At 33.9% G+C, this 23,589-nt stretch carries 19 protein-coding genes; 8 read left to right on the top strand and 11 right to left on the bottom strand.

Features of this window, described 5'->3' with window-relative positions:
* The first annotated feature begins 150 nt into the window (after window positions 1-150).
* The 3 genes from ACFX5E_RS03925 to ACFX5E_RS03915 all read left to right on the top strand — a co-directional run bounded on the left by ACFX5E_RS03925 (window position 151) and on the right by ACFX5E_RS03915 (window position 2,339).
* Window positions 151-681: a nuclear transport factor 2 family protein gene (locus tag ACFX5E_RS03925; protein ID WP_379853864.1), complete on the top strand. Its 531-nt coding sequence runs from the start codon at window positions 151-153 to the stop codon at window positions 679-681.
* Window positions 671-1,117 (top strand): DUF1572 family protein, encoded by a 447-nt coding sequence (locus ACFX5E_RS03920; RefSeq protein ID WP_379853863.1) that lies wholly within the window; start codon window positions 671-673, stop codon window positions 1,115-1,117. Before ACFX5E_RS03925 ends, ACFX5E_RS03920 begins: the two co-directional genes overlap by 11 nt.
* Window positions 1,118-1,250: 133 nt before the next feature.
* Entirely contained in the window at window positions 1,251-2,339 is a 1,089-nt protein-coding gene (locus ACFX5E_RS03915) for an AI-2E family transporter (protein ID WP_379853862.1), read from the top strand.
* On the opposite strand, the gene ACFX5E_RS03910 is transcribed toward ACFX5E_RS03915, so the two are convergent.
* The 8 genes from ACFX5E_RS03910 to ACFX5E_RS03875 all read right to left on the bottom strand — a co-directional run bounded on the left by ACFX5E_RS03910 (window position 2,340) and on the right by ACFX5E_RS03875 (window position 11,474).
* Complete coding sequence (locus ACFX5E_RS03910; RefSeq protein WP_379853861.1) at window positions 2,340-3,386, bottom strand: o-succinylbenzoate synthase; 1,047 nt, start codon at window positions 3,384-3,386, stop codon at window positions 2,340-2,342.
* Window positions 3,387-3,590: 204 nt separating this feature from the next.
* Window positions 3,591-4,799, bottom strand: coding sequence for a tetratricopeptide repeat protein (locus ACFX5E_RS03905; RefSeq protein WP_379853860.1), 1,209 nt, complete (start codon window positions 4,797-4,799; stop codon window positions 3,591-3,593).
* A 183-nt stretch (window positions 4,800-4,982) separates the two neighbouring features.
* Window positions 4,983-5,660: a metal-dependent hydrolase gene (locus ACFX5E_RS03900; RefSeq protein ID WP_379853859.1), complete on the bottom strand. Its 678-nt coding sequence runs from the start codon at window positions 5,658-5,660 to the stop codon at window positions 4,983-4,985.
* Between the two features lie 50 nt (window positions 5,661-5,710).
* Window positions 5,711-6,661, bottom strand: a complete 951-nt coding sequence (menA, locus tag ACFX5E_RS03895; RefSeq protein WP_379853858.1) for a 1,4-dihydroxy-2-naphthoate octaprenyltransferase — start codon at window positions 6,659-6,661, stop codon at window positions 5,711-5,713.
* Window positions 6,662-6,743: 82 nt separating this feature from the next.
* Entirely contained in the window at window positions 6,744-8,258 is a 1,515-nt protein-coding gene (locus ACFX5E_RS03890; protein ID WP_379853857.1) for a PH domain-containing protein, read from the bottom strand.
* The gene (locus ACFX5E_RS03885) at window positions 8,258-8,773 is read right to left on the bottom strand and encodes a PH domain-containing protein (protein WP_379853856.1); all 516 of its coding nucleotides are present in this window, start codon (window positions 8,771-8,773) and stop codon (window positions 8,258-8,260) included. The genes ACFX5E_RS03890 and ACFX5E_RS03885 overlap by 1 nt, the downstream gene beginning before the upstream one ends.
* Before the next feature lie 143 nt (window positions 8,774-8,916).
* Window positions 8,917-9,747: a 1,4-dihydroxy-2-naphthoyl-CoA synthase gene (locus ACFX5E_RS03880; RefSeq protein WP_379853855.1), complete on the bottom strand. Its 831-nt coding sequence runs from the start codon at window positions 9,745-9,747 to the stop codon at window positions 8,917-8,919.
* Window positions 9,748-10,619: 872 nt separating this feature from the next.
* Complete coding sequence (locus ACFX5E_RS03875) at window positions 10,620-11,474, bottom strand: CvfB family protein (protein ID WP_379853854.1); 855 nt, start codon at window positions 11,472-11,474, stop codon at window positions 10,620-10,622.
* Between the two features lie 367 nt (window positions 11,475-11,841).
* Here ACFX5E_RS03875 and ACFX5E_RS03870 point away from each other — a divergent pair, with 367 nt between their 5' ends.
* The 3 genes from ACFX5E_RS03870 (at window position 11,842) to ACFX5E_RS03860 (ending at window position 16,457) form a co-directional block, all read left to right on the top strand.
* The gene (locus ACFX5E_RS03870; RefSeq protein ID WP_379853896.1) at window positions 11,842-12,711 is read left to right on the top strand and encodes a DUF808 domain-containing protein; all 870 of its coding nucleotides are present in this window, start codon (window positions 11,842-11,844) and stop codon (window positions 12,709-12,711) included.
* Window positions 12,712-13,126: 415 nt separating this feature from the next.
* Window positions 13,127-15,133, top strand: coding sequence for an ATP-binding protein (locus ACFX5E_RS03865; protein WP_379853853.1), 2,007 nt, complete (start codon window positions 13,127-13,129; stop codon window positions 15,131-15,133).
* A gap of 250 nt (window positions 15,134-15,383) precedes the next feature.
* Window positions 15,384-16,457: a serine hydrolase domain-containing protein gene (locus tag ACFX5E_RS03860; protein WP_379853852.1), complete on the top strand. Its 1,074-nt coding sequence runs from the start codon at window positions 15,384-15,386 to the stop codon at window positions 16,455-16,457.
* 181 nt (window positions 16,458-16,638) lie between these two features.
* On the opposite strand, the gene ACFX5E_RS03855 is transcribed toward ACFX5E_RS03860, so the two are convergent.
* Entirely contained in the window at window positions 16,639-16,920 is a 282-nt protein-coding gene (locus ACFX5E_RS03855; RefSeq protein ID WP_379853851.1) for a hypothetical protein, read from the bottom strand.
* Between the two features lie 318 nt (window positions 16,921-17,238).
* Between ACFX5E_RS03855 and ACFX5E_RS03850 the strand changes: the two genes are divergently transcribed.
* Window positions 17,239-18,126, top strand: a complete 888-nt coding sequence (locus ACFX5E_RS03850) for a carbon-nitrogen hydrolase (protein WP_379853850.1) — start codon at window positions 17,239-17,241, stop codon at window positions 18,124-18,126.
* 169 nt (window positions 18,127-18,295) lie between these two features.
* Here the strand turns inward: ACFX5E_RS03850 and ACFX5E_RS03845 are convergent, their stop codons facing one another.
* Complete coding sequence (locus ACFX5E_RS03845; protein ID WP_379853849.1) at window positions 18,296-19,822, bottom strand: choice-of-anchor I family protein; 1,527 nt, start codon at window positions 19,820-19,822, stop codon at window positions 18,296-18,298.
* Between the two features lie 189 nt (window positions 19,823-20,011).
* Between ACFX5E_RS03845 and ACFX5E_RS03840 the strand changes: the two genes are divergently transcribed.
* Window positions 20,012-21,052, top strand: coding sequence for an agmatine deiminase family protein (locus ACFX5E_RS03840; protein ID WP_379853848.1), 1,041 nt, complete (start codon window positions 20,012-20,014; stop codon window positions 21,050-21,052).
* Window positions 21,053-21,135: 83 nt separating this feature from the next.
* Here the strand turns inward: ACFX5E_RS03840 and ACFX5E_RS03835 are convergent, their stop codons facing one another.
* Complete coding sequence (locus ACFX5E_RS03835; RefSeq protein WP_379853847.1) at window positions 21,136-23,388, bottom strand: M1 family metallopeptidase; 2,253 nt, start codon at window positions 23,386-23,388, stop codon at window positions 21,136-21,138.
* Window positions 23,389-23,589 lie beyond the last annotated feature (201 nt).

Below are 23,589 nucleotides of genomic sequence, written 5' to 3'. Positions count from 1 at the left end.
AAAGGATAGAAACTTAAAAGTCTATCCTTTTTTTATGCAAAATTTTAAATTAGATCTAATTTCTAATGAAAAATTAAATCTTTTGCATCCATTACTATTTAAAATTCTACAAATTAAACCTTTAAAATTAACTGCATAAAATAAAAAAAGGTGAATTTTAACAAAAATATTACTATTTTTACTACTCATTATTATGTTAATATGGACGAAAACGAGAAAACCTTAATCAAATTTTATACTGCTTTTGCAAATGCCGATGCCGCAACAATGTGCGAATGCTATCATGCTGACATACAGTTTCGTGACCCTGCCTTTGGTTTATTGAAAGGAAATGATGTTTGCAATATGTGGAAAATGTTGATTAAAAAAACTAAAGGAGAACTAAAAATTGAATTTTCCGAAGTAAAAGCGACTGAATATATTGGTTCATTAATATGGATTGCTACTTATAACTTTAGCAAAACTAATAGAAAAGTGGTTAATGCTATTAATGCCCAATTCCAGTTTAAAGATGGATTAATTATTAAACATACTGATGATTTTGATATTTGGAAATGGTCCAAGCAGGCTTTCGGAATTAAAGGTTATTTACTTGGATGGACTGGCTTTTTTCATAAAAAAGTTAATGAACAAGCATTGTTTGCGTTGAAAAAATATAAAGAGAATAAAGATGCTAATTGAAGTTTTAAAAACACTTTTTAACAGAGACTTGAATAGACTTACACAGGAAATTGAGTTATATGAAAATGAAAATGACATTTGGCACATCGAAAAAGGCATTGCTAATTCAGCTGGAAATCTTTGTTTACATTTGATAGGAAATCTTAATGCCTATATTGGAGCTGAACTTGGAAATACAAACTATGTGAGAAACAGAGCGCTTGAATTTTCAACGAAAGATGTTCCCAAATCTGAATTATTAAATAAAATTGAAGAAACCAAATCTGTTGTCGACATCACACTTAGTTCTTTAACAGATAAAATGTTACAAAACGAATATCCGCTTTTGGTTTTTGAAACAAAAATGACAACTGAATTCTTTTTGATTCATTTAACAACGCACCTAGCCTATCATTTAGGTCAAATCAATTACCACAGAAGGCTATTAGCCTTATAATAAATATTTTAGACATATAAGTATCGTTAAAAACACCTAATCGGTTTAAAAATTGTACTTTTATTACTCCTATTGCTTACAGGAACCTTTATTAAATTTAGGGCAGAAATAGAAGTTATAATACGATAAAAGTATGGTGCCATTTCCAAATATACCCAACCCAATTACTTCCAAAAGAACGTTTTCGGTTCTTGAAATTCTTCAGTTAATCGTATTTACTTCATTAATACTTTACTTCGGAAAAACGCTTTTTATTCCTTTAAGTTTTTCATTGCTCATTAGTTTTATTCTGTATCCAATATGCAAATGGATGGAGAAAAAAGGAACAAATAAAGGAACGGCAATTATTATTTCCCTTTTTTTTGTCACACTATTGGCAGGAGCAGTTATTTATTTGCTCATAACACAATTGATGGAATTTTTACATGAATGGCATTTGCTACAAACAAAACTTATGGATGCAGCCACTCAAATGAGTGTTTTTATCACAGAACGCTTCAACATAAGCAATGAAAAACAATTAGAATTTATTAGAAAAACCATCGATAACTCCGGCTCTGAGGCTTTTTCATTGTTACGAAATACAGCCTATTCGATATCTGAATCCTTTTTTATCCTTTTAATAATACCTGTTTTTTCAGCGCTTATACTGTACAATCGCCAACTTTTATCAAATGCATTATATGATATTTTTCCAGCTGAAAGAAAAAATACCATACATGAAATCCTTGTCGAAACGATTCATGCTTATTATGATTTCATTAAGGGAATGTTGGTGGTATATCTTATTGTTGGTATTTTAAACAGTATTGGACTGTTGATCATTGGGGTGCCACATCCTTTTCTTTTCGGTTTTATCGCTTCTATACTGACATTTATACCTTACGTAGGCATAATGATATCCTCGCTCCTGCCAATTGCAGTTTCGTGGATAACCTACAATTCCATTTGGTATCCTTTAGGAGTTGTACTTGTATTTTCTATTGTACAAATACTGGAAGCTTATGTTATATTTCCTTTTGCCGTTGGAAGCCGTTTAAAAATAAACACACTTGTCATTATTGTAATGGTAATTGTAGGCGGCATTTTGTGGGGTGCTGCGGGAATGATTCTATTCATACCTTTCATCAGCATCGTAAAACTGATTGCAGATCGAACACATAGTTTAAAATCACTATCCATATTATTGGGCGATGGGGAACAAAAAGAAGCTAAGAAATAATCACATCAACAACTCAAAATCAAACTTCCAATCCAACTCTTTTTTATAACATAATTGTCCTTGTGAAACTTGTAACGGGCAATCAAAATTATTAGTATAAAGTGCTCCTGTCCCCAAACCTTGAGGCATCGAATTGTGTTGCAAAAAAGTCCATTGTGCGATTGCATTCAGACCAATATTACTCTCCAAAGCAGAGGTAATCCACCACCCGATTTTGTGCTTTTCAGCCAATGAAATCCATTCCTGTGTTCCTCGAAAACCACCTACAAAGCTAGGCTTCAAAATGATGTATTGTGGCTTGATTTTCTCTAATAATTGTTCTTTTTTTTCCAAAGTAAACACACCAATCAGCTCTTCGTCTATTGCAATTGGAAAAGGAGTGATTTTACACAGTTCTGCCATCCTGTCAGTATGATTTTTTTGTATTGGTTGCTCTATACTATGTAATTTAAATTCAGTAAGTTGTAATAATTTATCTAAAGCTTTATTTTTATCAAAAGCACCGTTCGCATCGACCCGTATTTCGACCTGTTCCGGAGTGAAATGCTCCCGAATAAAACGCAATAACTGCAATTCTTTGTTGAAATCAATAGCTCCAATTTTAAGTTTAATGCATCGGAAACCCTGAGCCAGTTTTTCCTCTATTTGCTCCTTCATAAACGACTCCTTGCCCATCCAAACTAAGCCGTTTATCAGTATCGATTTTATACCATTTGTAAAGTCCGAAGGAAAGAGTAAAAAAGGGGTTTCACTCACTAAAGACCGGAACGCCATTTCGACTCCAAACTGTATCGAAGGAAACTCCAGTAAAGCCTCCCAAAGCAAGTCTTTTCCTAAGTGAATATTGTCGCAGGTCCATTGCAATTTTTCTTCATAATCCGGCCGATCATCAACACTCAATCCACGAAGAATTCCGCACTCGCCTATCCCTTTTTTACCATCTTGCTCCAAGACAATAAACCAAGTTTCTTTTTCGGTCATAACGCCACGGGAAGTTCCTGACGGTCGTTTGAAATTTAGAATGTATTTGTGGTAAGTTGCTTTCAAGAAATTATGAATTATGAGTTATTTTTAATTTACACAATGGAATACATTTGAGATTATAAGGCTAATTGTCATGCCGACGAAGGAGGAATCTCATTAAATAGAGTAATCAATGAGATTCCTCCTTCGTCGGAATGACAAAACAGTGTATTTTACTTAATCTAATTATGTTCGTTTAACTTTACTATATAGATTGACAATACAAATCTATTTATCAATCAACTTCAAAACTCTTTCAAAGTCATTGGAAATTATTCCTGCCTTTTTAAAAGCAGCGAAATCTTGCCTTACTCTTTCATTCCAACCCAAACTATCGGTAACATTTTGAGATTGATATTCCTTATAAATGGCTTTGGCTGAAGAATAATTATTATTCAATAAATAGGCATGCGCCAAATTCAGTTTTATCAATAATTCCGAATCATCAAGCTTCTCGCCTTCTCTTAGGAATTTAATCGCTTTACCGTATTGTTTGGTTAGAAGATAATTATTCCCTATCGCATTGTAATCTAAGGCTGTTGCTTTTCCGTCATTGATTATGGTGGCCAATTTCGCGATTGCTTCCCCTTTTTTTCCTTGTTTTAGCAATAAAGCAGCTTGTTTACGTAAATCTTCATAAACTCCTTTAGAAAGACTTGTTTCGCCAAAACAACTGGTCCCAAAATCTTTAAAAGCTTTAGATCGCTCCATTGGCAACAGTTTTTGAAATTCATTGAATTTATATTTTGCCTGTATTTTATCCAGAATGCAAACACAAAAATCATCTGAATTGGTCATTTTTTGAGCCAAATTTGATGTTTTACATTGATCAATGATTTGTTTCTTGTTTCCTGTAGTCCATCCGCGACTAAGTTTGCTATCGACCCACGGCACGACTTCAAGGATAATTTTTTGATTCATAATCCAGTTCTTACTTTCAAAACCAAACCATAAATTTCCTGGATTCAATTTCATACAACCCGATTTCTCTGCAGAAAGTCGCTTGGCATCTTTGCTTACTGGAGTATCTTGAACCAAACAAGCGTCATCCGTTTTTCCGTCTGTTTTGTATTTTGTAGCTAAGCCTGCACTAGAAAAAACTGCATATTTACACTTATCATCCCCCGAAATTTTAGACAAGATAAAAACGGCTCCGGCAGAACCTTGACTAATTCCTGTTGGATCTGGAATAGCTTTTAAAACCGATACTAAACTGCCCGCCATTTGCTGGTTTTTATCCAAAAGTGTAATTCTGTAGACTACTTCGGTAGTTCCAATGGGGAAATCTTGGGTTTTAATAATAATTCTATCTCTCGCAGAAACGGTAATTTCTTCGGTTGTAGCACGTGCTTTATCCCAATAGCCGTCTTTTTGAGAAAAAACGGTACTTGTTGAAATTAGAAACAGTATAAAAAAAATGAAATATTTATTTTGCATGATTGATCTAAAATTTAAACAAAAGACTCACAATCCCGAAGCATCGGGATTCGCAAAGTTCAGAAGGTATCGAGTCAACGAAAGCCCTAGCCCTGATAGAAGCGGCATCCTTTACTTGCGTTCTTTAGCAAGTAAAGATACAAGCGGATAGCAGGAGATTGCTTCGAAAAATTCGCAATGACATTACAAGTCTATAGAACTCCCTATTTCCAGTAACATCAAATCTTTTCCTTTATCGAAAAATTTGCGAATGGCGGCTTCATGATCGATTTCAATATAACCGAAAGTGTCATGATGATAGCCTAAAATTTTATCGCAGTCCACAAAATCAGAAGCAATAATAGCATCTTCGACGTCCATCGTGAAGTTATCACCTATTGGCAAAATTGCTAAGTCAAGCTTGGTACGCATGGGAATGAGTTTCATATCCATAGAAAGCGCGGTATCTCCAGCGATATAGATGTTTTTATGTTCGCCTTCGATTACAAAACCGCCGGGATTTCCGCCGTAGCTGCCGTCAGGAAATGAACTGGAATGAATCGCATTTACATATTTCAGTTTCCCAAAATCGAAATTCCAGCTTCCACCATGATTCATTGGGTGAGATTGAAACCCTTTTTGACCATAATGACCTGCAATCTCAGCATTAGAAACGATTACTGCATTGGTTCTTTTAGCAATTGCTTCCACGTCCAGAATATGATCTCCGTGTGCATGCGTTACCAAAATATAATCCGCTTTCAGGGTATTAATGTCGATATGGGCAGCTTTAGGATTTGCGGATATATAAGGATCAACTAAAATGTGCTTGCCGCTCACTTCGATTCCCAAAGAGGCATGACCGTAAAATGTTATTTTCATTTGAAAAATTTTATTTGAAAAATTGAAATTTATTTTTGATATTATTTGCTTTATGAATTATTCACTAACAAATCTGAAAAAAAGAAAATCATACACAAGGCTAATAATATAGAAAGTGCAAAAGTGCTTAATGCCAGTTTTTTTAATTCAGGATCTAATGCCTTAGGAAATTGATTCTTATATACATTAATTAAATGTTTAGTTAAAGGGATATAAGCCAATAAAAACAAATATTGATCAAAGTGAAAATGACTTATTAATGCAAAAACAACTACCAAAACCATTGCCGTAATCACCAAAAAATAATGATATTTTTTGGCTTTGGCTGCACCAATTTTTACTACGATTGTGTTTTTATTTGATTTTCTGTCCGAAGCTTCATCTCGCATATTATTCAAATTCAAGACTCCCACACTCAATAATCCAATGGCACTTGCAGGTAAAAGCAAGACAAAATCAAATTGTTTTGAATAAAGAAAATTAACTCCCAAGGTACTTACTAAACCAAAAAATACGAAGACAAATATGTCACCATATCCACGGTATCCATAGGCTGTATTTCCTACTGTATAACGAATTGCCGAAACAATAGATAAAAGTCCCAATGCTAAAAAGAATAAAGAATACCAGATATTCGTATCTGCAAATGCATAATAAATCAATAATATTGCGGAGAGCAATGTCAGCAATGAAGTTATTATTATAGCACGTTTCATGGCTTGAGGAGAAATTACACCGCTTTGTATGGCGCGTTTTGGCCCAACTCGATCTTCATTATCCGTTCCTTTCATGCCATCGCCGTAATCATTGGCAAAATTAGATAGTATTTGCAATCCTAATGTAGTTAATATGGCAAAGCCAAACAATCTCCAGTTAAATACCTCTGTTGGCGTAAGCACGTTATCGGTCGGGTTTGCTAATGCATACATGCTACCTACAATAATCCCGGATACTGATAATGGCAATGTTCTTAATCGTGCGGCTTGAATCCAGTGTTTCATATCTTCTTTTTAAAGTTTAAGAGTTAAAGTCTAAGGGTTGTCGTAACAACAACTAGAAACCTTAAACTTCAAACTATTTTATTTACATCCAATTACTATTGGAAGTTTCTATTTCGTACAACCAAAGGTTGACATATTGTCTTATTGTTGTAAAATTACCCAATTGGAAAGAGATTTCACCACCTGCAGTATGTAAAGTTACCGAACCTATATCCAAATTTTTATGCCAAAAAAGCTGTGATGTTGTAATTGCCTGAATTTTAGTCGGTTCAATTATTTCATTGCTAATATCCCAAGCGCCACTTTGCTTGATTATAAAATGATCATCAATAAAGAGTCTGTTATTTTTGAATTTAAAAAACTGAACTAACCCAACTAAAATAATGTAAATCGGCACTAAATAACTATAATTAAAAACTATAGGCATAACCCAATATCCAAATGCAGCAAATCCAGACAAAGGTAATCCTATTGATACGAAAAGAGAAAAGCCAAGCTTACGAAAATTAGGTTTTAACATCACCCCTTTCTTGGGAATTTTTCGAAACAACAACTTTAATATCGCATCACTTTCTGATGCACTGCAACCCGGAATTTCGATTGCTGATTTGCGCTCTTCTTTTTCGCCGCTTGTGGCTTGCCTGATTTTCAGTTCCAGAATACTCATTTTCTTTTGAAAATAATTACTGGTAACGGTTGTAATTTGGACCTTCTCTGGCTTTATAATAGTGCTTTTTGTATTTAATAATCCAAAAGAAAGCAATAAAGAACCTTTCTGTCTTGTAATTTTATAATCATAATATTTGAAAACAATTCGGACCAAATTGATTGCTAAAACAGTCGCCAATAACAATAAAATAAAGATAAAAAAGGTTTGAATAACAAAATTCTTATCAACATAATTTTCAATGTTTTTATCATTCAAAACATCTCTTCCTGTGATTTTTTTAATGTAATCTGAAACCGTGATGAAAAATACCAACAATAGCGAAATGCTTCTCCCGTAGTTAGAGGTGATTCCTATTTTCAACAAGCTCAAGAAACTTATTTTTATAAAAGGATGTTCTTCTTCAGTTGGTTTTTCAATTGATTTTTGAAAGGGAAATTCCTCGGTTTCGCTGATACTTTTTTTAACTTCATTTTCTAACAAACGAGATTTCAATTCCAATGCCAATTCATGCGAAATCGCTTTAATAGCACCTTCTTTTTTATTGGATCCGGCTGTATCTACATCCAATTCGTAAACGCCAATTAATCTTTGAACAAAAGACTGGTTTATATTTACTTGTTGGATTTTATGGAGTTGAATCGCCGTTTTAGTTTTATTAAATACTCCTTCGGTGATTACAAATTCTTCATTTTCGTTATCTAAAAAGAAAGTGAAATTCAAATATCTCAAATACGAAACTACGCCAATAACAACAACCGTAAGAATCGTTCCGAGCAAAAGGTATGTTTTATTAACTTGATCAAACTTGAAAATCCAAATTACAATAATAGGCCATAACGCTCTTGCATATTGCTGCAGCGTATAAAAAAATAGTACGAAAATCCCAACCACAGACTGACGTTGCGGTTGACTGAAATCAGTACTCATTAAAGTTGTTTTTGTATTTTACCCATCAACAACTGCTTGATGTTTTCGGCTTGTTCTTTTTCGATACCGGGAATTTCGATATCGCTTGAACTTCCTCCAGCCGTGAAAATTTCAATTTTGGCCAAACCAAAATAACGTGAAACAAATCCTTCATGCAAAGCCACATGTTGTATTCTATTATAAGGGATTACAATTGTATTTGTAGCAATTATTCCATGTCTGAAAAGCACATCGTGGTTCCTGAAAGCAAATCTTTTTTTGCGGAAAGCAATACGGGAAAACAACAAAATCAAAACTATTAATACAAGAGTTAAACTGATCAGTTGGGATTCGAACCCCGACAATTCATCGATAAAAGTCAATGCTAACAGTACACCAAAACATAAAAAAAGAATGGAAATAAAACAATTTATCAAAGTTACTTTCCAATAATTAGGATGCAAAGCCGTAAACTGTACTTCCTCAAATTTTGGAAGCTGACTCGTATCTATAGTTTCGTTTGTAAAATTCTCCATTTAGACTATTTTTTTTGCCACAAAGGCGCTATATTTTTTTGCCACAAAGCCACAAAGGCGCTAAGTTATAATGCTTTCTGTTATCTGAATATTGCGACTGAAAACTGAATACTGAACATTGAGACTGAAAACTGATCATTAAACTATGGCAACCATTTTTTTTCAAAATTTGGTTTTCTTTTCTCCAAAAATGCATTTCTACCTTCTTTCGCTTCTTCCGTCATATAAGCAAGACGTGTAGCTTCGCCGGCAAAAACCTGCTGCCCAACCATACCATCATCGGTAAGGTTCATAGCGAATTTCAGCATTTTGATAGCCATTGGTGATTTTTGCAAAATTTCCTGTGCCCATTCGAAAGCCGTATCTTCTAATTCGTCATGCGGAATAACGGCATTTACCATTCCCATATCCATAGCTTCCTGAGCAGAATAATTGCGTCCAAGGAAGAAAATCTCTCTTGCTTTTTTCTGTCCCACCATTTTTGCTAAATAGGCAGATCCGTAACCTCCGTCAAAACTGGTAACATCAGCATCAGTTTGCTTGAAAATAGCGTGTTCCTTACTGGCCAAAGTCAGATCGCAAACCACATGCAAACTATGTCCACCACCTACAGCCCAACCAGGAACTACAGCAATGACCACTTTTGGCATAAAACGGATTAATCGTTGTACTTCTAAAATATTCAAACGATGCTGTCCATCTTCACCCACATATCCTTGATGACCGCGCGCGTTTTGGTCGCCTCCACTACAAAAAGAATAAATGCCGTCCTTAGACGATGGCCCTTCGGCAGACAATAGAACTACTCCTATTGAAGTATCTTCTTGCGCATCGTAAAAAGCATTATACAATTCAGCAGTCGTCTTAGGACGAAAAGCATTGCGTACATCCGGTCTGTTGAAAGCGATTCTGGCAACACCATTGCATTTCTTATAAGTGATATCTTCGTATTCTTTGGCAGTAATCCAATCCATGTCAATCCGTTTAAATTATTTACTGTAAAATTAAATTATTTTTCGCATACTATCTATTCTATTTCAAATAAGGTCACGGTAATCATTCTCTGATAAAATAAGCAAAAAATGTTAAAAAACCAAAATAAAAACAGGAAACATTAGCCCTTAATCAAAATAATCATTAATTTTAATGATTGCTAATCAATGTTGTACGTATTATTTTAATCTGATTTAGCATTTTTTTCACTGAATTATTAACCTAAAAAAAGAATGTATTGAACACAATTAAAAATGTTGTCGCTCCTTTTTCTACGGTAATAACTTATAAAAATATTTTTAAAGCCCCGATTAAAGAGTTAATGGTACAACCATTTGCCCCAATACCAGGAAAATAAAATTTACACCTACGGTTAAATTACAGATTACCTTTCTCGCTCATCACCTATGTTGAGCAAAACAAAATTGTTAAGAGAAATAATCTTCTGAAAAATACAAAACCAACGGCTTTTATGTAAAATTGAATAGATGCTACGAAGCAAATGTTTGGACATTTAAAGACAAACCCTCATTTATTAAAGCAAATGGAACTTTATTCAACATGCCAATAGTTTTATACTATTAAATTTTCAAGTGGATAAAAATACTTTAATAATGAATTTTAGATTATTTTACTACTGTTTTAAATTTATGAAACACTAGTAAAAAGAGAAAGACTAACCGTTACGATTAGTCTTTCTTTTTTTTTAATACGCTGAAAATTTTATAACCTTTCTGTCTTTTTATAAAACCATTAAGAAATTAAGTTGCATTAAGGATTTACTTTAGAACTTAATTTTCTTAATCTCTTAATTTGAAAAATAATTAATATTAAAAAGTGTATTAGTACTCCTTTATTCCTTAACCAAGTAAATTCCGTCCTCTTTGATTTCTATTAATTTCTCTCGATACAAAGCGCCAATTGCTTTCTTGAAAGTTTTCTTACTCATCTTCAAAACCGTTTTAATGTCTTCCGGATGCGAATTATCAGTCAAACGCAAGAATCCTCTGCTGGCTCTTAGCTCGTCCAGAATTATCTCTGCATTGGGTTCGATACTTTGATATCCTTGAACTTGCAATGACACATCAATTTTGTTATCGGGACGAATCATTTTGATATACCCTCGCATGCGGTCTCCCGTACGAATCGCATCATCATACACCTCATCTTTGTACATTAAACCTTTGTACTTTTCGTTGATGATAACGTTAATTCCTAATTCAGTGATATGGGAAACGATTAAATCTACCTCTTCCCCTTTTTCAACTGTTAGGTGGTCATTTTTTAAAAACTGATTTAATTTACTTGAAGCAACCAAACGATTGGTTTTTTCGTCCATATAGAGGTACACCAAGTAACGTTTCCCTTTTTCCATAGGACGCGCCTGCTCTTTAAACGGAACCAAAATATCCTTTTCCATTCCCCAATCCATAAAAGCACCAATCTGATTAGTATAATTCACACGCAAAAGTGCAAATTCATTCAATAATATATACGGTTCTAATGTGGTGGCAACGGGTCTTTCTTCGTGGTCCAAATACACAAAAACGATAAGTTCCTCCCCTATTTCAAATTCGTTTGGCACGTATTTGTTAGGCAAAAGAATATCATGTATTCCTTCCGGATCTTTTTCTGGATTCCCCAGAAACAAACCCACTTTGGTATCTCGTAAAATGGTAAGCGTATTGTATTTTCCTATTTCAATCATTTTCTTTCAATTTCTAAAGCGCAAAGGTACGAAGTTTGAAAATAGTAAATTAAGAAACGTTCCACAAAAAAATTAAACCAAAATCCTACTGTTTTTCATTTTTAAGGAGCAGGACTTTCCGTTTTTTCATCACGAGTTGTCCCGCTGTCCGCAGTATCTTTCCAGTCCTAAACTTGTTTCAGGATCCTGAAACAAGTTCAGGACTGGAAAGGATACTTGCTCCCATCAGGGCTAGAAGAGAAATTTTGCATTTATAAATTGAGTAAACCAAAAAAATATTAAATTCGCATCATTAAATAAACAAAATGTGTTGATCAAATTTTGGGAAAATAATACCAAAATCAACGCACTTTCTAAAACAATCAAAATGGCATCAGGTTTTTTCGCACTATTAGATGATATAGCAGCAATTATGGATGATGTTGCGGTAATGAGTAAAATTGCAGCCAAAAAAACGGCTGGGATTTTAGGCGATGATTTAGCCGTAAATGCCGAAAAAGCTTCCGGATTTATTTCATCAAGAGAACTTCCCGTATTATGGGCAATTACTAAAGGTTCTTTCCTAAATAAATTAATCATTTTACCCATAGCTTTTCTGTTGAGTGCTTTTTTACCGGTAGCCGTTATTATAATTTTAGTCCTTGGCGGACTTTATTTGGCCTACGAAGGCGCCGAAAAAATTTACGAATACTTCTTTCCTCATGAACATGCAAAGCACGAAATTTCATTGGAACCGTTGACTGAAGAAAAAATTTTAGCCTATGAAAAAGAAAAAATAAAATCAGCCATCGTAACCGATTTTATTTTATCAGTAGAAATCGTAATTATTGCGCTGGGCACCGTAATAGGGAAACCCATTACATCACAAATTATTGTTGTTTCCATCATTGCAATAATAGCAACGGTGGGTGTTTACGGTATTGTAGCCCTAATTGTCCGCATGGATGAAGTCGGTTTAAAACTGATTAAGCTTAGTACTAAAGAACGAAGTTTTACAAAAACGGTAGGTAATATTCTGGTTCAAGCGCTGCCAAAAGTCATCAAAAGTTTATCCGTAATAGGAACTATTGCCTTGATATTAGTGGCAGGAGGCATATTTGTACACAACATCGATTTTTTACACGGTATTTTACCCCAATTACCCTCCATCGTAACCGAATTTTTAATCGGACTTCTAATCGGTGGAATTGTTTTAGGATTGGTAAACCTGTTCAAAAAGATAATTGGCAAAAAGTAAGCAACAATTCAATACACTTTAGCTGTAACATATTTTAAAATATTTTGAACATCAGTCGAAAGGCTGGTGTTTTTTTGTGCCATTCTTTTTTAGGAGCAGGCGACTTTGTTTTTTCAAGACGAATTGTCCCGCGGTCCGTTATATTTTTTTATAAACGCAACCCTCTCGAGTTGCATTTATAAAAAGGATACTTGCTCCCATCGCGGCTAAAAAATTGCGTATTGTTTTAATAACAACTATTCTAGGGCCTAAAAAAAGAGACTCTTATTCTTACTAATTTAATGTAAATATGTATATCTTAGCTAAAAAAAATAAGATTTCTATAGCACAATAATAAACCGTTATGGGTGTGAATTTGATATTGCATAGTAATAGTATTTAGGAGTTAACCACAATCTTACCAAACGAATATCTAATGAAAAAACATACAGCAAAAATAACGACCAAAAGCATTGAGCAAAGTGGATTACCATCAGATTTCAAAAAGGCAATAGCCGAATATGTTTGGAATGGATTTGATGCTAATGCTACAATGATTGAAATAAACTATGATTCTAATGCTGTAGGTTATATTAATTCGTTTTCTATTTCCGATAATGGTTCTGGAATTAATCTCATCAAAATAGAAGATACTTTTGGTCAGTTTATGGATTCTCAGAAAACTAAAACATTCGACCAAAATGGTTTTGTAAAAGGAAAAGCTGGTAAAGGACGATTTTCATTTACTAACTTTTGTAATAAAGCAATTTGGGAAACCACATTTAAAAGTGAAAATTCAGATTTTTTGAAGTATAATATCACTATTTCAAAAGAAAAATTACAAGATTTCCAAACTTCCGAAAATATAGTTTCAATAAGCAAAAAAACAGGAACAAAAGTTCATTTTGAGTCATTTCATTCATTGACTGGCGATTTATTAGGAAGTGAAGATTTTATAAATTATTTAGCAAGTGAATTTGGATGGTTTCTCTTCTTAAATAAGGAGTGTGATTATAAAATAAAAATTAATGGAGTTGACCTCGACTACTGGGATACGATTGGAGATTTTAGAGAATTTGAGGAAATAATAAATGGGCAAATATTCTATATTAGTTATATAAGATGGAATAAAAACATAGGAGATAAATACTATTACTATTTTTTGAACAAGGAACAAAAAGAGGTTGAAAGAAAACACACTTCTTTTAACAATAAAGCAGTCGATTTTCATCACTCGGTATATATAAAATCTGAGTACTTTGATAATTTTAAATTTACCAAATCTGACCAACCAACTCTTGGTTTAAACGGTAACAACCAAAGCGATATTACTTTTAGACATCTTATCGAATTTCTCAACGATTTTATCTCTCAAGAAGAGAGACTGTTTATTAGAGACAAAAAAGCTGAAAAATTAATTGATGATTATAACACAAATAAAATTTTCCCGCTCTTTAAAAATAATTCTTACGATCAGATTAGAAAGAAGGATTTAGAAAATGTTGTAAAAGAAATTTATTGTATTCAGCCAAAAATTTTCCTAGGTTTAAGGCAAGCACAAAGTAAAACGCTGGTTGGATTTTTAAACTTACTTCTAGATACAGAACAGCGAGAAAATATTTTGGACATTTTAGAAAATATAACCGACTTATCGGATGAAGAAAGAAAAGAACTTTCTAACACTCTCAAAAAAACTAAGATTTCAAGTATTGTCGAACTAGTTAACTTATTAGAAGGACGTTTTAATGTTGTAAACGTTATAAAACAAATGGTTTTTGAGCTAGAAAAATTCACTAATGAAAGAGACCATATTCAAAAAGTCATTGAAAATAATTATTGGCTTTTTGGAGAACAATATCATTTAGTTTCTGCTGACAAAAATTTTGAAACTTCTCTAAATAATTATTTAGATTTTATAGAATCCGGCAAGAAAAATAAAGAGAAGTTAAAATCAAAAGATAAACTTAAAAGACCTGATATATTTATAGCAAGACAAGTTGAAAAAGCTGACCCAAATAGTGACCAATATACAATCGAAGAAAATATTATTGTTGAACTCAAAAGACCAAGCGTTGAAATTGGAAAAGCACAGTTTGACCAAATAGAGGAATATATTAGGTTCATAATAAATGAACCTAAATTCATAAGTGAGTTAAGAACCTGGAAATTAATACTTGTTGGGAAAAATGTTGATGATTGGATTAAAGACAAATACGAATCTAACAAAGGAAAAGGCAAACGGTTTTTAGTTGAGGCTGTTAGGAATTACGAAATTTATGCAATGACCTGGGATGACTTATTTAAAATATTTGACATTAGACACAAACACCTAATTAATAAACTTGAATTCAAAAATTCGGTAATTGAAGATTTGGAGAGTAAAGGTATTTATTTGAACAAAGACAAACCAACGGAATTACTTAGAAAAGTTGTAAACCAATAAAAATCAAAACGCTGATATACCTCTATCGTTACGGAGTTTTTTAAACTGTGCCCCTGCTAGTGCGAGCGTCCCGCTCGTGAACACTAACAAACACAAACCAACAATAAATTTTAACCACCAAACCACTGTCCCTCTCTACGAAGCCTCCCCCCGCTCTCGAAAGCCTCCCGCCTTCGGAGTCGTCAAGAGGAACTCCATACAAGAAATATCCGCAGACTATTTAAAACTAACCAAAAAAACAAAATAATACATGAAAAAAATAATGCTTCTCCTTGCCTACTTTACTGTTTGTAATTCTACTTATTCTCAAGCTGAAAAAGTGGATAGTGCAATAAAAGACCTGATGCAAAAAAATAGAATTGTTGGTTTGCAATTAGCAGTTATCAAAGATAATGTGATTGTTAAAACAGGTTATTACGGCTTAGCATCAGTTGAAGATTCAATTGCAGTTGATAGCCATACTATTTTTAGCATAAATTCTATTACTAAAGCATTTACAGGAGTTGCTATTATGCAATTAGTCGAAAATGGCAAATTAAATCTTGACGAACCTATTTCAAAATATTTGAATAAGCTGCCCAAAACATGGCAAAATATTACCGTAAAACAAATCGTGACTCATCAATCGGGACTACCTGAAATTTGGGATTCACAAGGAAATATGTTATCCGAAAATAGTGAAACTTTATTGCAAAAAATAAAAGAATTGCCTCTTATTTTTAAACCTGGTAAAGAATTCAGAGACAGTCAAGCCAATTACCTGCTACTTGGAATGCTAATTGAAAAAATAAGCGGACAATCATTTGAAAAATTCATTTCAGAAAACCAGTATAAAAAAGCGGAGATGAAGAATTCCATCAAAGCTGGAATAGGCGATTTTTACAACATAATTAAGCACTCCGCAAAGCCCTATTCTTATTTTAGAAATAATATTCTAACCAATGTCTATCAACCAATGCCTTCAAATTTGTTTCCAGCCGGCGGAATATATTCAACGGCAACTGAAATGGCACAGTGGGTAATCGCATTACAAAGTAATCAATTAATTAATGCCGAAAATCTAAATACGCTTTGGACTCCAATACGATTAGATAATGGAGAAATATACCAAGAAAACGGTTTTCTGGATCAAAGTTCGATTGGTTTTTATTCCTCTTCAAGAGTTAAAAACCCTGTAATTGCTTCGTTAGGCGGTAATAGAAATGCCTTATACATTTATCCAAAAGATAATGTTTCAGTAATTATTTTGACAAATTTAGTAGGCTCGCATCCACAAAATTTCATAGAAGAAATAGCGAATTTATACATAACGATAGAAAATTAAAATCTTTGTTCAACAGTCCAGCTCGTGAACTCTAACAAAAAACAACTGTAAATTTGTAATAGACTACGAGCAGGACTCGCGCGCAAGCAAAGAGTAAAAAGACGTTTTTTCTTGTTTAAATCATAGTAATCATAGTGAATGATTAAAATAACCGTTCCAAATAATTAATGTATACCATATGCTAAAACAGCTTATATATTCTGTGAATTGGAATCATCACACCTTGCTTTAACATCACTTTTTTGTCTGTAACACCCCAAACGGTGGTGTCTACCATTTTTTTGGATTCGCTATCTTCGAAGAAAATTTTAATTTTTGAATGCTCTAAATTACCCAAGGCTAGTGCCCTATTGATCTCACTTATTCTGGTTTTTATTTCGTCAACATCGTCAAGAACATCTGTTATCGGAAATTTAAGAAGAGCAATTTCTTCTTTATCAATGGTTTGAAATTCTTCTGTCATAATTGTGAAAATTTAATGAATTATAAATTACTGTATCGTAGCAAAACTTAACAAATTTTATTAGCTATAATACAATATGCAAAAATAAAGCCTCCTGATTTTGTTAATGCCAATTTTATACTAATTTTTCTCTAGCTCAAAGTCTTGATCCAACTTTAAATGTTCTTTATATCCGCTAGACAAATTCTCTTAACTTCAGTGTAATTCCTAAAAATCCAATACAATAAGCCTACAGACAATTTAAAACCTAAAAAACGCATTACCCCTATTTTCTACTCTTTATAAAATTCACTATTTTTGCAGTCTAAAATTTTAGTCATGCCAAACAAGAAATACAAAATAGCGGTCATTCAATTGAATCTTAATGACATTGCCGAAAACAACCTGAAAAAATGTATCAGTTGGGTTCGTGATGCCGCAAACCTTGGTGCCGAAGTGATTTCGTTGCCGGAATTATACAGCAGTCATTATTTTTGTCAGAGCGAAGATGTAGATAATTTTGCTTTGGCAGAACCATTGTACAGCACTTCGTTTATTGCTTTTAGCGCTTTGGCAAAAGAGTTAGGCGTAGTCATTATTGTTCCTTTCTTCGAAAAAAGAATGGCAGGAATTTACCATAACAGTGCATACATAATTGACACAGATGGTACAGAAGCAGGATTGTACCGCAAAATGCATATTCCGGATGATCCACATTTTTATGAAAAATTCTATTTTACGCCTGGTGATTTGGGTTTTAAAACTATTCCGACTCAAAAAGGAAAAATAGGAACCTTAATTTGTTGGGATCAATGGTATCCTGAAGCGGCTCGCTTAACGGCTTTACAAGGTGCTGAAGTGTTGTTTTACCCAACAGCAATTGGTTGGCATCCAGCAGAAAAAGATGAATATGGTGTAAACCAACATGGTGCATGGATGAGTGTTATGAAAGGTCATGCGGTTGCAAATGGCGTTTACGTTGCTGCAGCAAATCGAATCGGTTTGGAGCAATACTTGCCAGATACGGCGGGAATTCAGTTTTGGGGATCTTCGTTTATTGCGGGACCACAAGGCGAAATTTTGGCGCAAGCCTCACACGATAAAGAAGAAATCCTGATTGCCGAAGTAGATTTAGATTTACAGGAAAATGTACGTCAGAACTGGCCATTTTTCAGAGACAGAAGAATAGACGCTTTTGGAGATATTACAAAAAGAGCGATTGATTAAGTCGTCTTTCCATATTTAAGAAATCCCTGCTAAGAAATCATTCTAAGCAGGGATTTTTATTTAAAGTAAACGTCAAAATCTAATTCAAATCGGGTTGAAATATTTTAACGACACCATCGCCTTCAAATCATTCTAAGCAGGAATTTTTATTTAAAGTAAACGTCAAAATCTAATTCAAATCGGGTTGAAATATTTTAACGACACCATCGCCTTCGCTACTTACCACCACTAAACTTCTTTTGGTAGGACTTTTCGAAGCCGGAATAAAAAGTAATCCTTCAGGCGCATCACCCGTTTTAAAAGTCTGTAAAAATTTTGGAGAAGCCGGATTCGTAACATCATACACCATAACCGCATCCACTCGTTCCAAGCCAACAAAAAGAATCGTTTTATCGCCCATTTTAGTCACCACAACTGATTCTGGCTCTACTGACTTATCATCACTTCTGGTATCATCATAAATACCCAATTCTTGTGCTTTCTTGTCTAATTCATTTTTACTGTCGAATACTATTTCTCCTGTGTTTCCATTCCAAATTGAGAAAGAACGGGCGCCAAAAGAAACTAATTCATCAAAATCGCCATCGCCGTCCGTATCACCCATTTTGGTATTAATATTCAACCTTCCCATACTTGCCTCGGCTTTTAAAGCTGCAGCATTAGGAAATACAATTGGATCCAGAACAACCGAAGAACTGCTGATTCTTTTTACATCTACAAAAGCAGAATATTCTCTGGCATCTCCTTCATTTGCGGTAACAAAATAAGGAATTTTATTGATTTCAAAATTAGTTATTGCATCCGGTTGAAACATTCCTTTGGCTTTCCATGTATTAGCTAAAACACCTCCATCTTTATCGTTGATATCGATAGCATTTTCGGCAAGATTGTAGTCTTTATAACCTAACGGAAAAATATTCTTAATTGTTTTAGTTGCCAAATCAATTTTAGCCACTCCGTTATTTTCCTGTAAAGTCACCCAAGCCGTTTTAGAATCAGCAGAAATCGTGATGTATTCCGGTTCAATATCAGAGGCAAAATTATTAGTTGGGCTTGCAATTCTGAATCCTTTAGTTTTCAACGTACTCAATTGATTGCTAAAACTTCCGAAATTTAAAGTCGTAACCGCATAATTAGTAGCAACGGCAATAATAGATACAGAACCGTCCGGATCGATCGAATACGTATCATTTGGCTCTCCTTCATTAGCAGTCATGATAAAATTTCCATCTGGAGAAAATGTAATCATATCCGGTAAAGCACCAACCGTAATTTCTTTGATCAAACTGTAATTAGCCGTATCAAAAACGACCACTTTTCCGGCATCTTGCTTGTTAGGTTTTGCTTCCAATGCCACCGCTAATTTGCCATTATAAGTTGCTACACTATTTGAAGTTCCATTAAACGTTGTCAAATCGATACTTGCCAGAAAAACCGGGCTTGACGGATTAGATAAATCAATAACATCGATCCTGTTTGTATTACTGTTGTTAACCGTAAATAACTTTTTCGAAACATCATCATACGCACTTATTTCAGCAGCTCCAGCGCCGCCAATAGTAATGGAACCAATTTCTTTGAAAGTGGCAGCGTTTTCATTTACAACCAACTCAGGAGATTCCTCCTTATTAGAGTCATTTTCACAACTTGACAATACCATAATTGCCGCTAGTATTGTAACACCATATTTTTTCATAACTGTTCTTGATTTTAGTTTTATCAAAAATAGTTAGCGTTATATCAATGGTAATTAACTTAATATTATATAATCATTACCAAAACTATTCTTATAAATTTATGAAATGTCCGAAAATGAATGGTTGCCAACTATTTTAAAATCCTGCTGAATGTTTATATTTGCAGTCTTTATAATTAGAAACGCTGTATGACTACAAATAATAGAAGGTTTCCTGCCGAATGGGAAAAGCAACAAGGAATTTTACTGTGTTTTCCACACAATGGAAAGGATTGGCCGGGAAAATACGAAGCGGTTCAATGGGCTTTTGTCGAATTTATTAAAAAAGTAGCCACTTTCGAAAAAGTCTTTTTGGTGGTTGCCGATGAAAACCAAAAAGAAAAAGTCAATACGATGCTGGAAACAGCTCATGTTGAACTAACTAACGTTTCGTACATCATTCACAAAACCAATAGAAGTTGGATGCGTGATTCGGGTCCAATAATCGTTAAAAACGGAAACGAAAGAGAAGCTTTAAACTTTAATTTTAATGGTTGGGCCAAATATAAGAACACTCAATTAGACAAATTTGTTCCTGCAAAAGTGGGCGAATTCTTGAATATTCCTGTGACTCAAGTCATGTATAAAGGAAAACCAGTAATTGTAGAAGGTGGGGCAATTGATACTAACGGAAGAGGAACTTTACTAACTTCAGAAGAGTGCTTGATGCATCCGGATATTCAGGTTCGGAACCCAAATTTCACCAAAGCAGATTACGAAGCCGTTTTCAACGAATACCTTGGAATTACTAATGTGATTTGGTTAGGTGACGGAATTGAAGGTGACGATACACACGGTCATATTGATGATTTATGCCGATTTGTAAATGAAGATACCATTGTGACAATTGTAGAAACAGATCCAACGGATAACAACTACAAACCGTTACAAGACAATTTAAAACGCTTGCAAAATGCCAAACTAGAAAACGGAAAATCACCAGTAATTGTGGTTTTACCAATGCCAAAACGTTTGGAATTTGATGGGCTGCGATTGCCTGCCAGTTATGCCAATTTCCTGATTTTGAACAATTGCGTTTTGGTTCCTACTTTTAACGACAGTAATGACCGAAAAGCGTTAAACATACTTGCAGAATGTTTTCCTGATAGAGAAATCATCGGGATAAGCGCTATCGATTTTATTTGGGGCTTTGGAACTTTACATTGTCTAAGTCAACAAATTCCAGAATAATAGTTACACATTTACTTTTAAACACGAAAGCAAAAAAAAACGCCAACTTCTCAGTTGGCGTTTTTTATAAATACTCTATAATACTATTTATCTCTTGTGAACAAGAAACTTTGACCGGGTACTTCTAAAGTAAATTCACTTTTATTTTCATTAAACTGAATGGTAAGTCCGGCTTGAGTAGCCAAGAATTTATCCTTTCCGGTAGGCGTAAAAGTTAAATTTGATTGACCTTCAGATTTCCCTGTTAGAGTACCGTTCTCTTCAGAAAAAACAATTTTTACAGGAATTTGTTTACTTGAAAATGATCCTAAGTAAGCATCTAATATAACATCTTTTTCTAATTCCCCTTTTCCTGAAGTCCAAGTATCATTATCTGTATTTACATCCGGGAATACGTGATTTGGATCTAATGTTATAGATTCAATTTCTTCATTTATAGTAGTTTTGAATGACCAGCTTTTATTGCGTTCCCAAATTTCTACAGGAAGAGTCACTCTAGTCACTTTACCAGATTTAGACTTAATATCTAAAATAGAAGGAAAAGGCATTTTTTCTAAATTTTCAATAGTAATAACAGCTCCTTTAGTTGGATCATTTTTTACATATTTCACTTTAGAAACTGCTTGATCAAAACGCCAGTTATTAATAATCCAACCTCTCCAAAACCAGTTTAAATCTTCTCCGGCTACATTTTCCATCGTACGGAAAAAGTCATCTGGTGTTGGATGTTTGAAAGCCCAACGCTCTATATAAGTTCTAAAAGCATAATCAAAACGTTCTTTTCCTAGAATTTGCTCACGTAACATAGTAAGACCTGAAGCTGGTTTGTAATATGCTAAAATACCTAGGTTAGCTTCTTTTAATCCATCTGGAGCAGAAAAAACAGGTTCCATATCAGGATTTGTTAGCATCATTGAAGAACGATGCAAATCTGCAACCGGTTGCTTGTATTCTCCGTTATTAAAATCAACAGAACTCAAAGAGTTGATAAATGTATTGAATCCTTCATCCATCCAGGCAAATAATCTTTCGTTTGAACCTACAATCATTGGAAACCAAATATGACCAAACTCATGATCCGTAACGCCCCATAAACCTTCTCCTTTTGATTCCCAACTACAAAAAACAATACCAGGATATTCCATTCCACCTTCATTACCTGCCACATTTATAGCCGCAGGATAAGGATATTCATACCATCTTTTAGAATAGTTTTCTATTGAAGTTTTAGTATATTCTGTGGAACGACCCCAAGCGTCCTGACCTTCACTTTCTACTGGATAAGCAGAAATAGCTACTGATTTTTTTCCGCTTGGCAAATTAATCTTGGCTGCATCAATAATAAAAGCAGCAGAAGATGCAAAAGCAACGTCTCTGGAACTTTTCATTTTAAACTTCCAAGTTAAAGTAGCTTTTCCAGCAGGTCTAGAACTAGCATTGGTAACTTCCGCAGCTGTACGAATCATAACCGTTTTGTCACTGGCAGCAGCTTGAGCCCAACGTTTTTGTTGTTCAGCAGTGTATACTTCTGAAGGATTTTGCAAATCCCCAGAACAAACTACAATATGATTTGCAGGTGCTGTGATTGAAACATCAAAATCTCCATATTCTAGATAAAACTCCCCTGCACCTAAATAAGGCAAAGTGTTCCAACCTTTTACATCGTCATACACACACATTCTTGGATACCATTGAGCAATCGTAAAAATTTTACCATTTTTAGTATCTAAAACTCCTGTTCTGTCTGAACCATATTTTGGTGAAATATAAGAAAAATCAATTTTTACTTTAATTGAAGTACCATTACCATTTAATTCTTGTGGCAAAATAATTTGCATACGAGTATCTGCGATAATGAATTTTGCTTCTTTTTCAACAACTTTTCCTCCTACAGTTGCAATAACTTTAACAGATTTAATTTTATGACCTCCGTCAAAATCTTCTCCATCTGCTCCATTGCGACTTCCGCTTACTGGAACAACTGAAATTCCACGAGAATCTTTTTTAAATAAATTTTGGTCAACGTTCATCCATAGAAAAGCCAATTTATCAGGGCTATTATTGGTATACGTTAACGTTTCAGTTCCAATGATTTCGCTGGTTTTGTCATTTAGACTTGCAGTTAATTTATAATCTGCTCTATTTTGCCAATACTTTACTCCGGGTTGCCCACTTGCAGAACGAGTTTCGGTTCCGTTTTTAGTATAAAAACCTGGTGCAAATGCATCATGATAATCGTACTTTGATACGTTTGTTTTGGTGTCCTGTGCCTGAAGCGCAGAAACTCCAAAAAATAAAGCTAAACAGAAGGAAGCTTTAAAGAAATTGTTTTTCATAATATGATTGATTTTATATTGTATTATTTGTTTGATTACCGATAAGTATAAAAGTGAATCCTTTTGTTACACTATTTTATTGAAAAAAGGAGATTCATTAATTCTCTAAAATTGAGAACTGGTTAAAATTCAAATTATAATCAATTAAAAAGTTTAACAAATAAATAAAAAATTACTCATGTCTTAACAAAAAAAAGGAGT

It is taken from the genome of Flavobacterium xylosi (assembly GCF_042787345.1).
Classification (GTDB): Bacteria; Bacteroidota; Bacteroidia; order Flavobacteriales; family Flavobacteriaceae; genus Flavobacterium; species Flavobacterium xylosi.
Note: the sequence above shows the minus strand (reverse complement) of the source record. Positions and strands in the feature narration are given on the sequence as shown.

Coding starts and splice junctions, on each gene's coding strand:
- ACFX5E_RS03920 (WP_379853863.1), top strand. CDS start 671: ATGCTAATTGAAGTTTTAAAAACACTTTTTAACAGAGACTTGAATAGA.
- ACFX5E_RS03915 (WP_379853862.1), top strand. CDS start 1,251: ATGGTGCCATTTCCAAATATACCCAACCCAATTACTTCCAAAAGAACG.
- ACFX5E_RS03905 (WP_379853860.1), bottom strand. CDS start 4,799: ATGCAAAATAAATATTTCATTTTTTTTATACTGTTTCTAATTTCAACA.
- ACFX5E_RS03900 (WP_379853859.1), bottom strand. CDS start 5,660: ATGAAAATAACATTTTACGGTCATGCCTCTTTGGGAATCGAAGTGAGC.
- menA (WP_379853858.1), bottom strand. CDS start 6,661: ATGAAACACTGGATTCAAGCCGCACGATTAAGAACATTGCCATTATCA.
- ACFX5E_RS03890 (WP_379853857.1), bottom strand. CDS start 8,258: ATGAGTACTGATTTCAGTCAACCGCAACGTCAGTCTGTGGTTGGGATT.
- ACFX5E_RS03885 (WP_379853856.1), bottom strand. CDS start 8,773: ATGGAGAATTTTACAAACGAAACTATAGATACGAGTCAGCTTCCAAAA.
- ACFX5E_RS03880 (WP_379853855.1), bottom strand. CDS start 9,747: ATGGATTGGATTACTGCCAAAGAATACGAAGATATCACTTATAAGAAA.
- ACFX5E_RS03875 (WP_379853854.1), bottom strand. CDS start 11,474: ATGATTGAAATAGGAAAATACAATACGCTTACCATTTTACGAGATACC.
- ACFX5E_RS03870 (WP_379853896.1), top strand. CDS start 11,842: ATGGCATCAGGTTTTTTCGCACTATTAGATGATATAGCAGCAATTATG.
- ACFX5E_RS03865 (WP_379853853.1), top strand. CDS start 13,127: ATGAAAAAACATACAGCAAAAATAACGACCAAAAGCATTGAGCAAAGT.
- ACFX5E_RS03860 (WP_379853852.1), top strand. CDS start 15,384: ATGAAAAAAATAATGCTTCTCCTTGCCTACTTTACTGTTTGTAATTCT.
- ACFX5E_RS03855 (WP_379853851.1), bottom strand. CDS start 16,920: ATGACAGAAGAATTTCAAACCATTGATAAAGAAGAAATTGCTCTTCTT.
- ACFX5E_RS03850 (WP_379853850.1), top strand. CDS start 17,239: ATGCCAAACAAGAAATACAAAATAGCGGTCATTCAATTGAATCTTAAT.
- ACFX5E_RS03845 (WP_379853849.1), bottom strand. CDS start 19,822: ATGAAAAAATATGGTGTTACAATACTAGCGGCAATTATGGTATTGTCA.
- ACFX5E_RS03840 (WP_379853848.1), top strand. CDS start 20,012: ATGACTACAAATAATAGAAGGTTTCCTGCCGAATGGGAAAAGCAACAA.
- ACFX5E_RS03835 (WP_379853847.1), bottom strand. CDS start 23,388: ATGAAAAACAATTTCTTTAAAGCTTCCTTCTGTTTAGCTTTATTTTTT.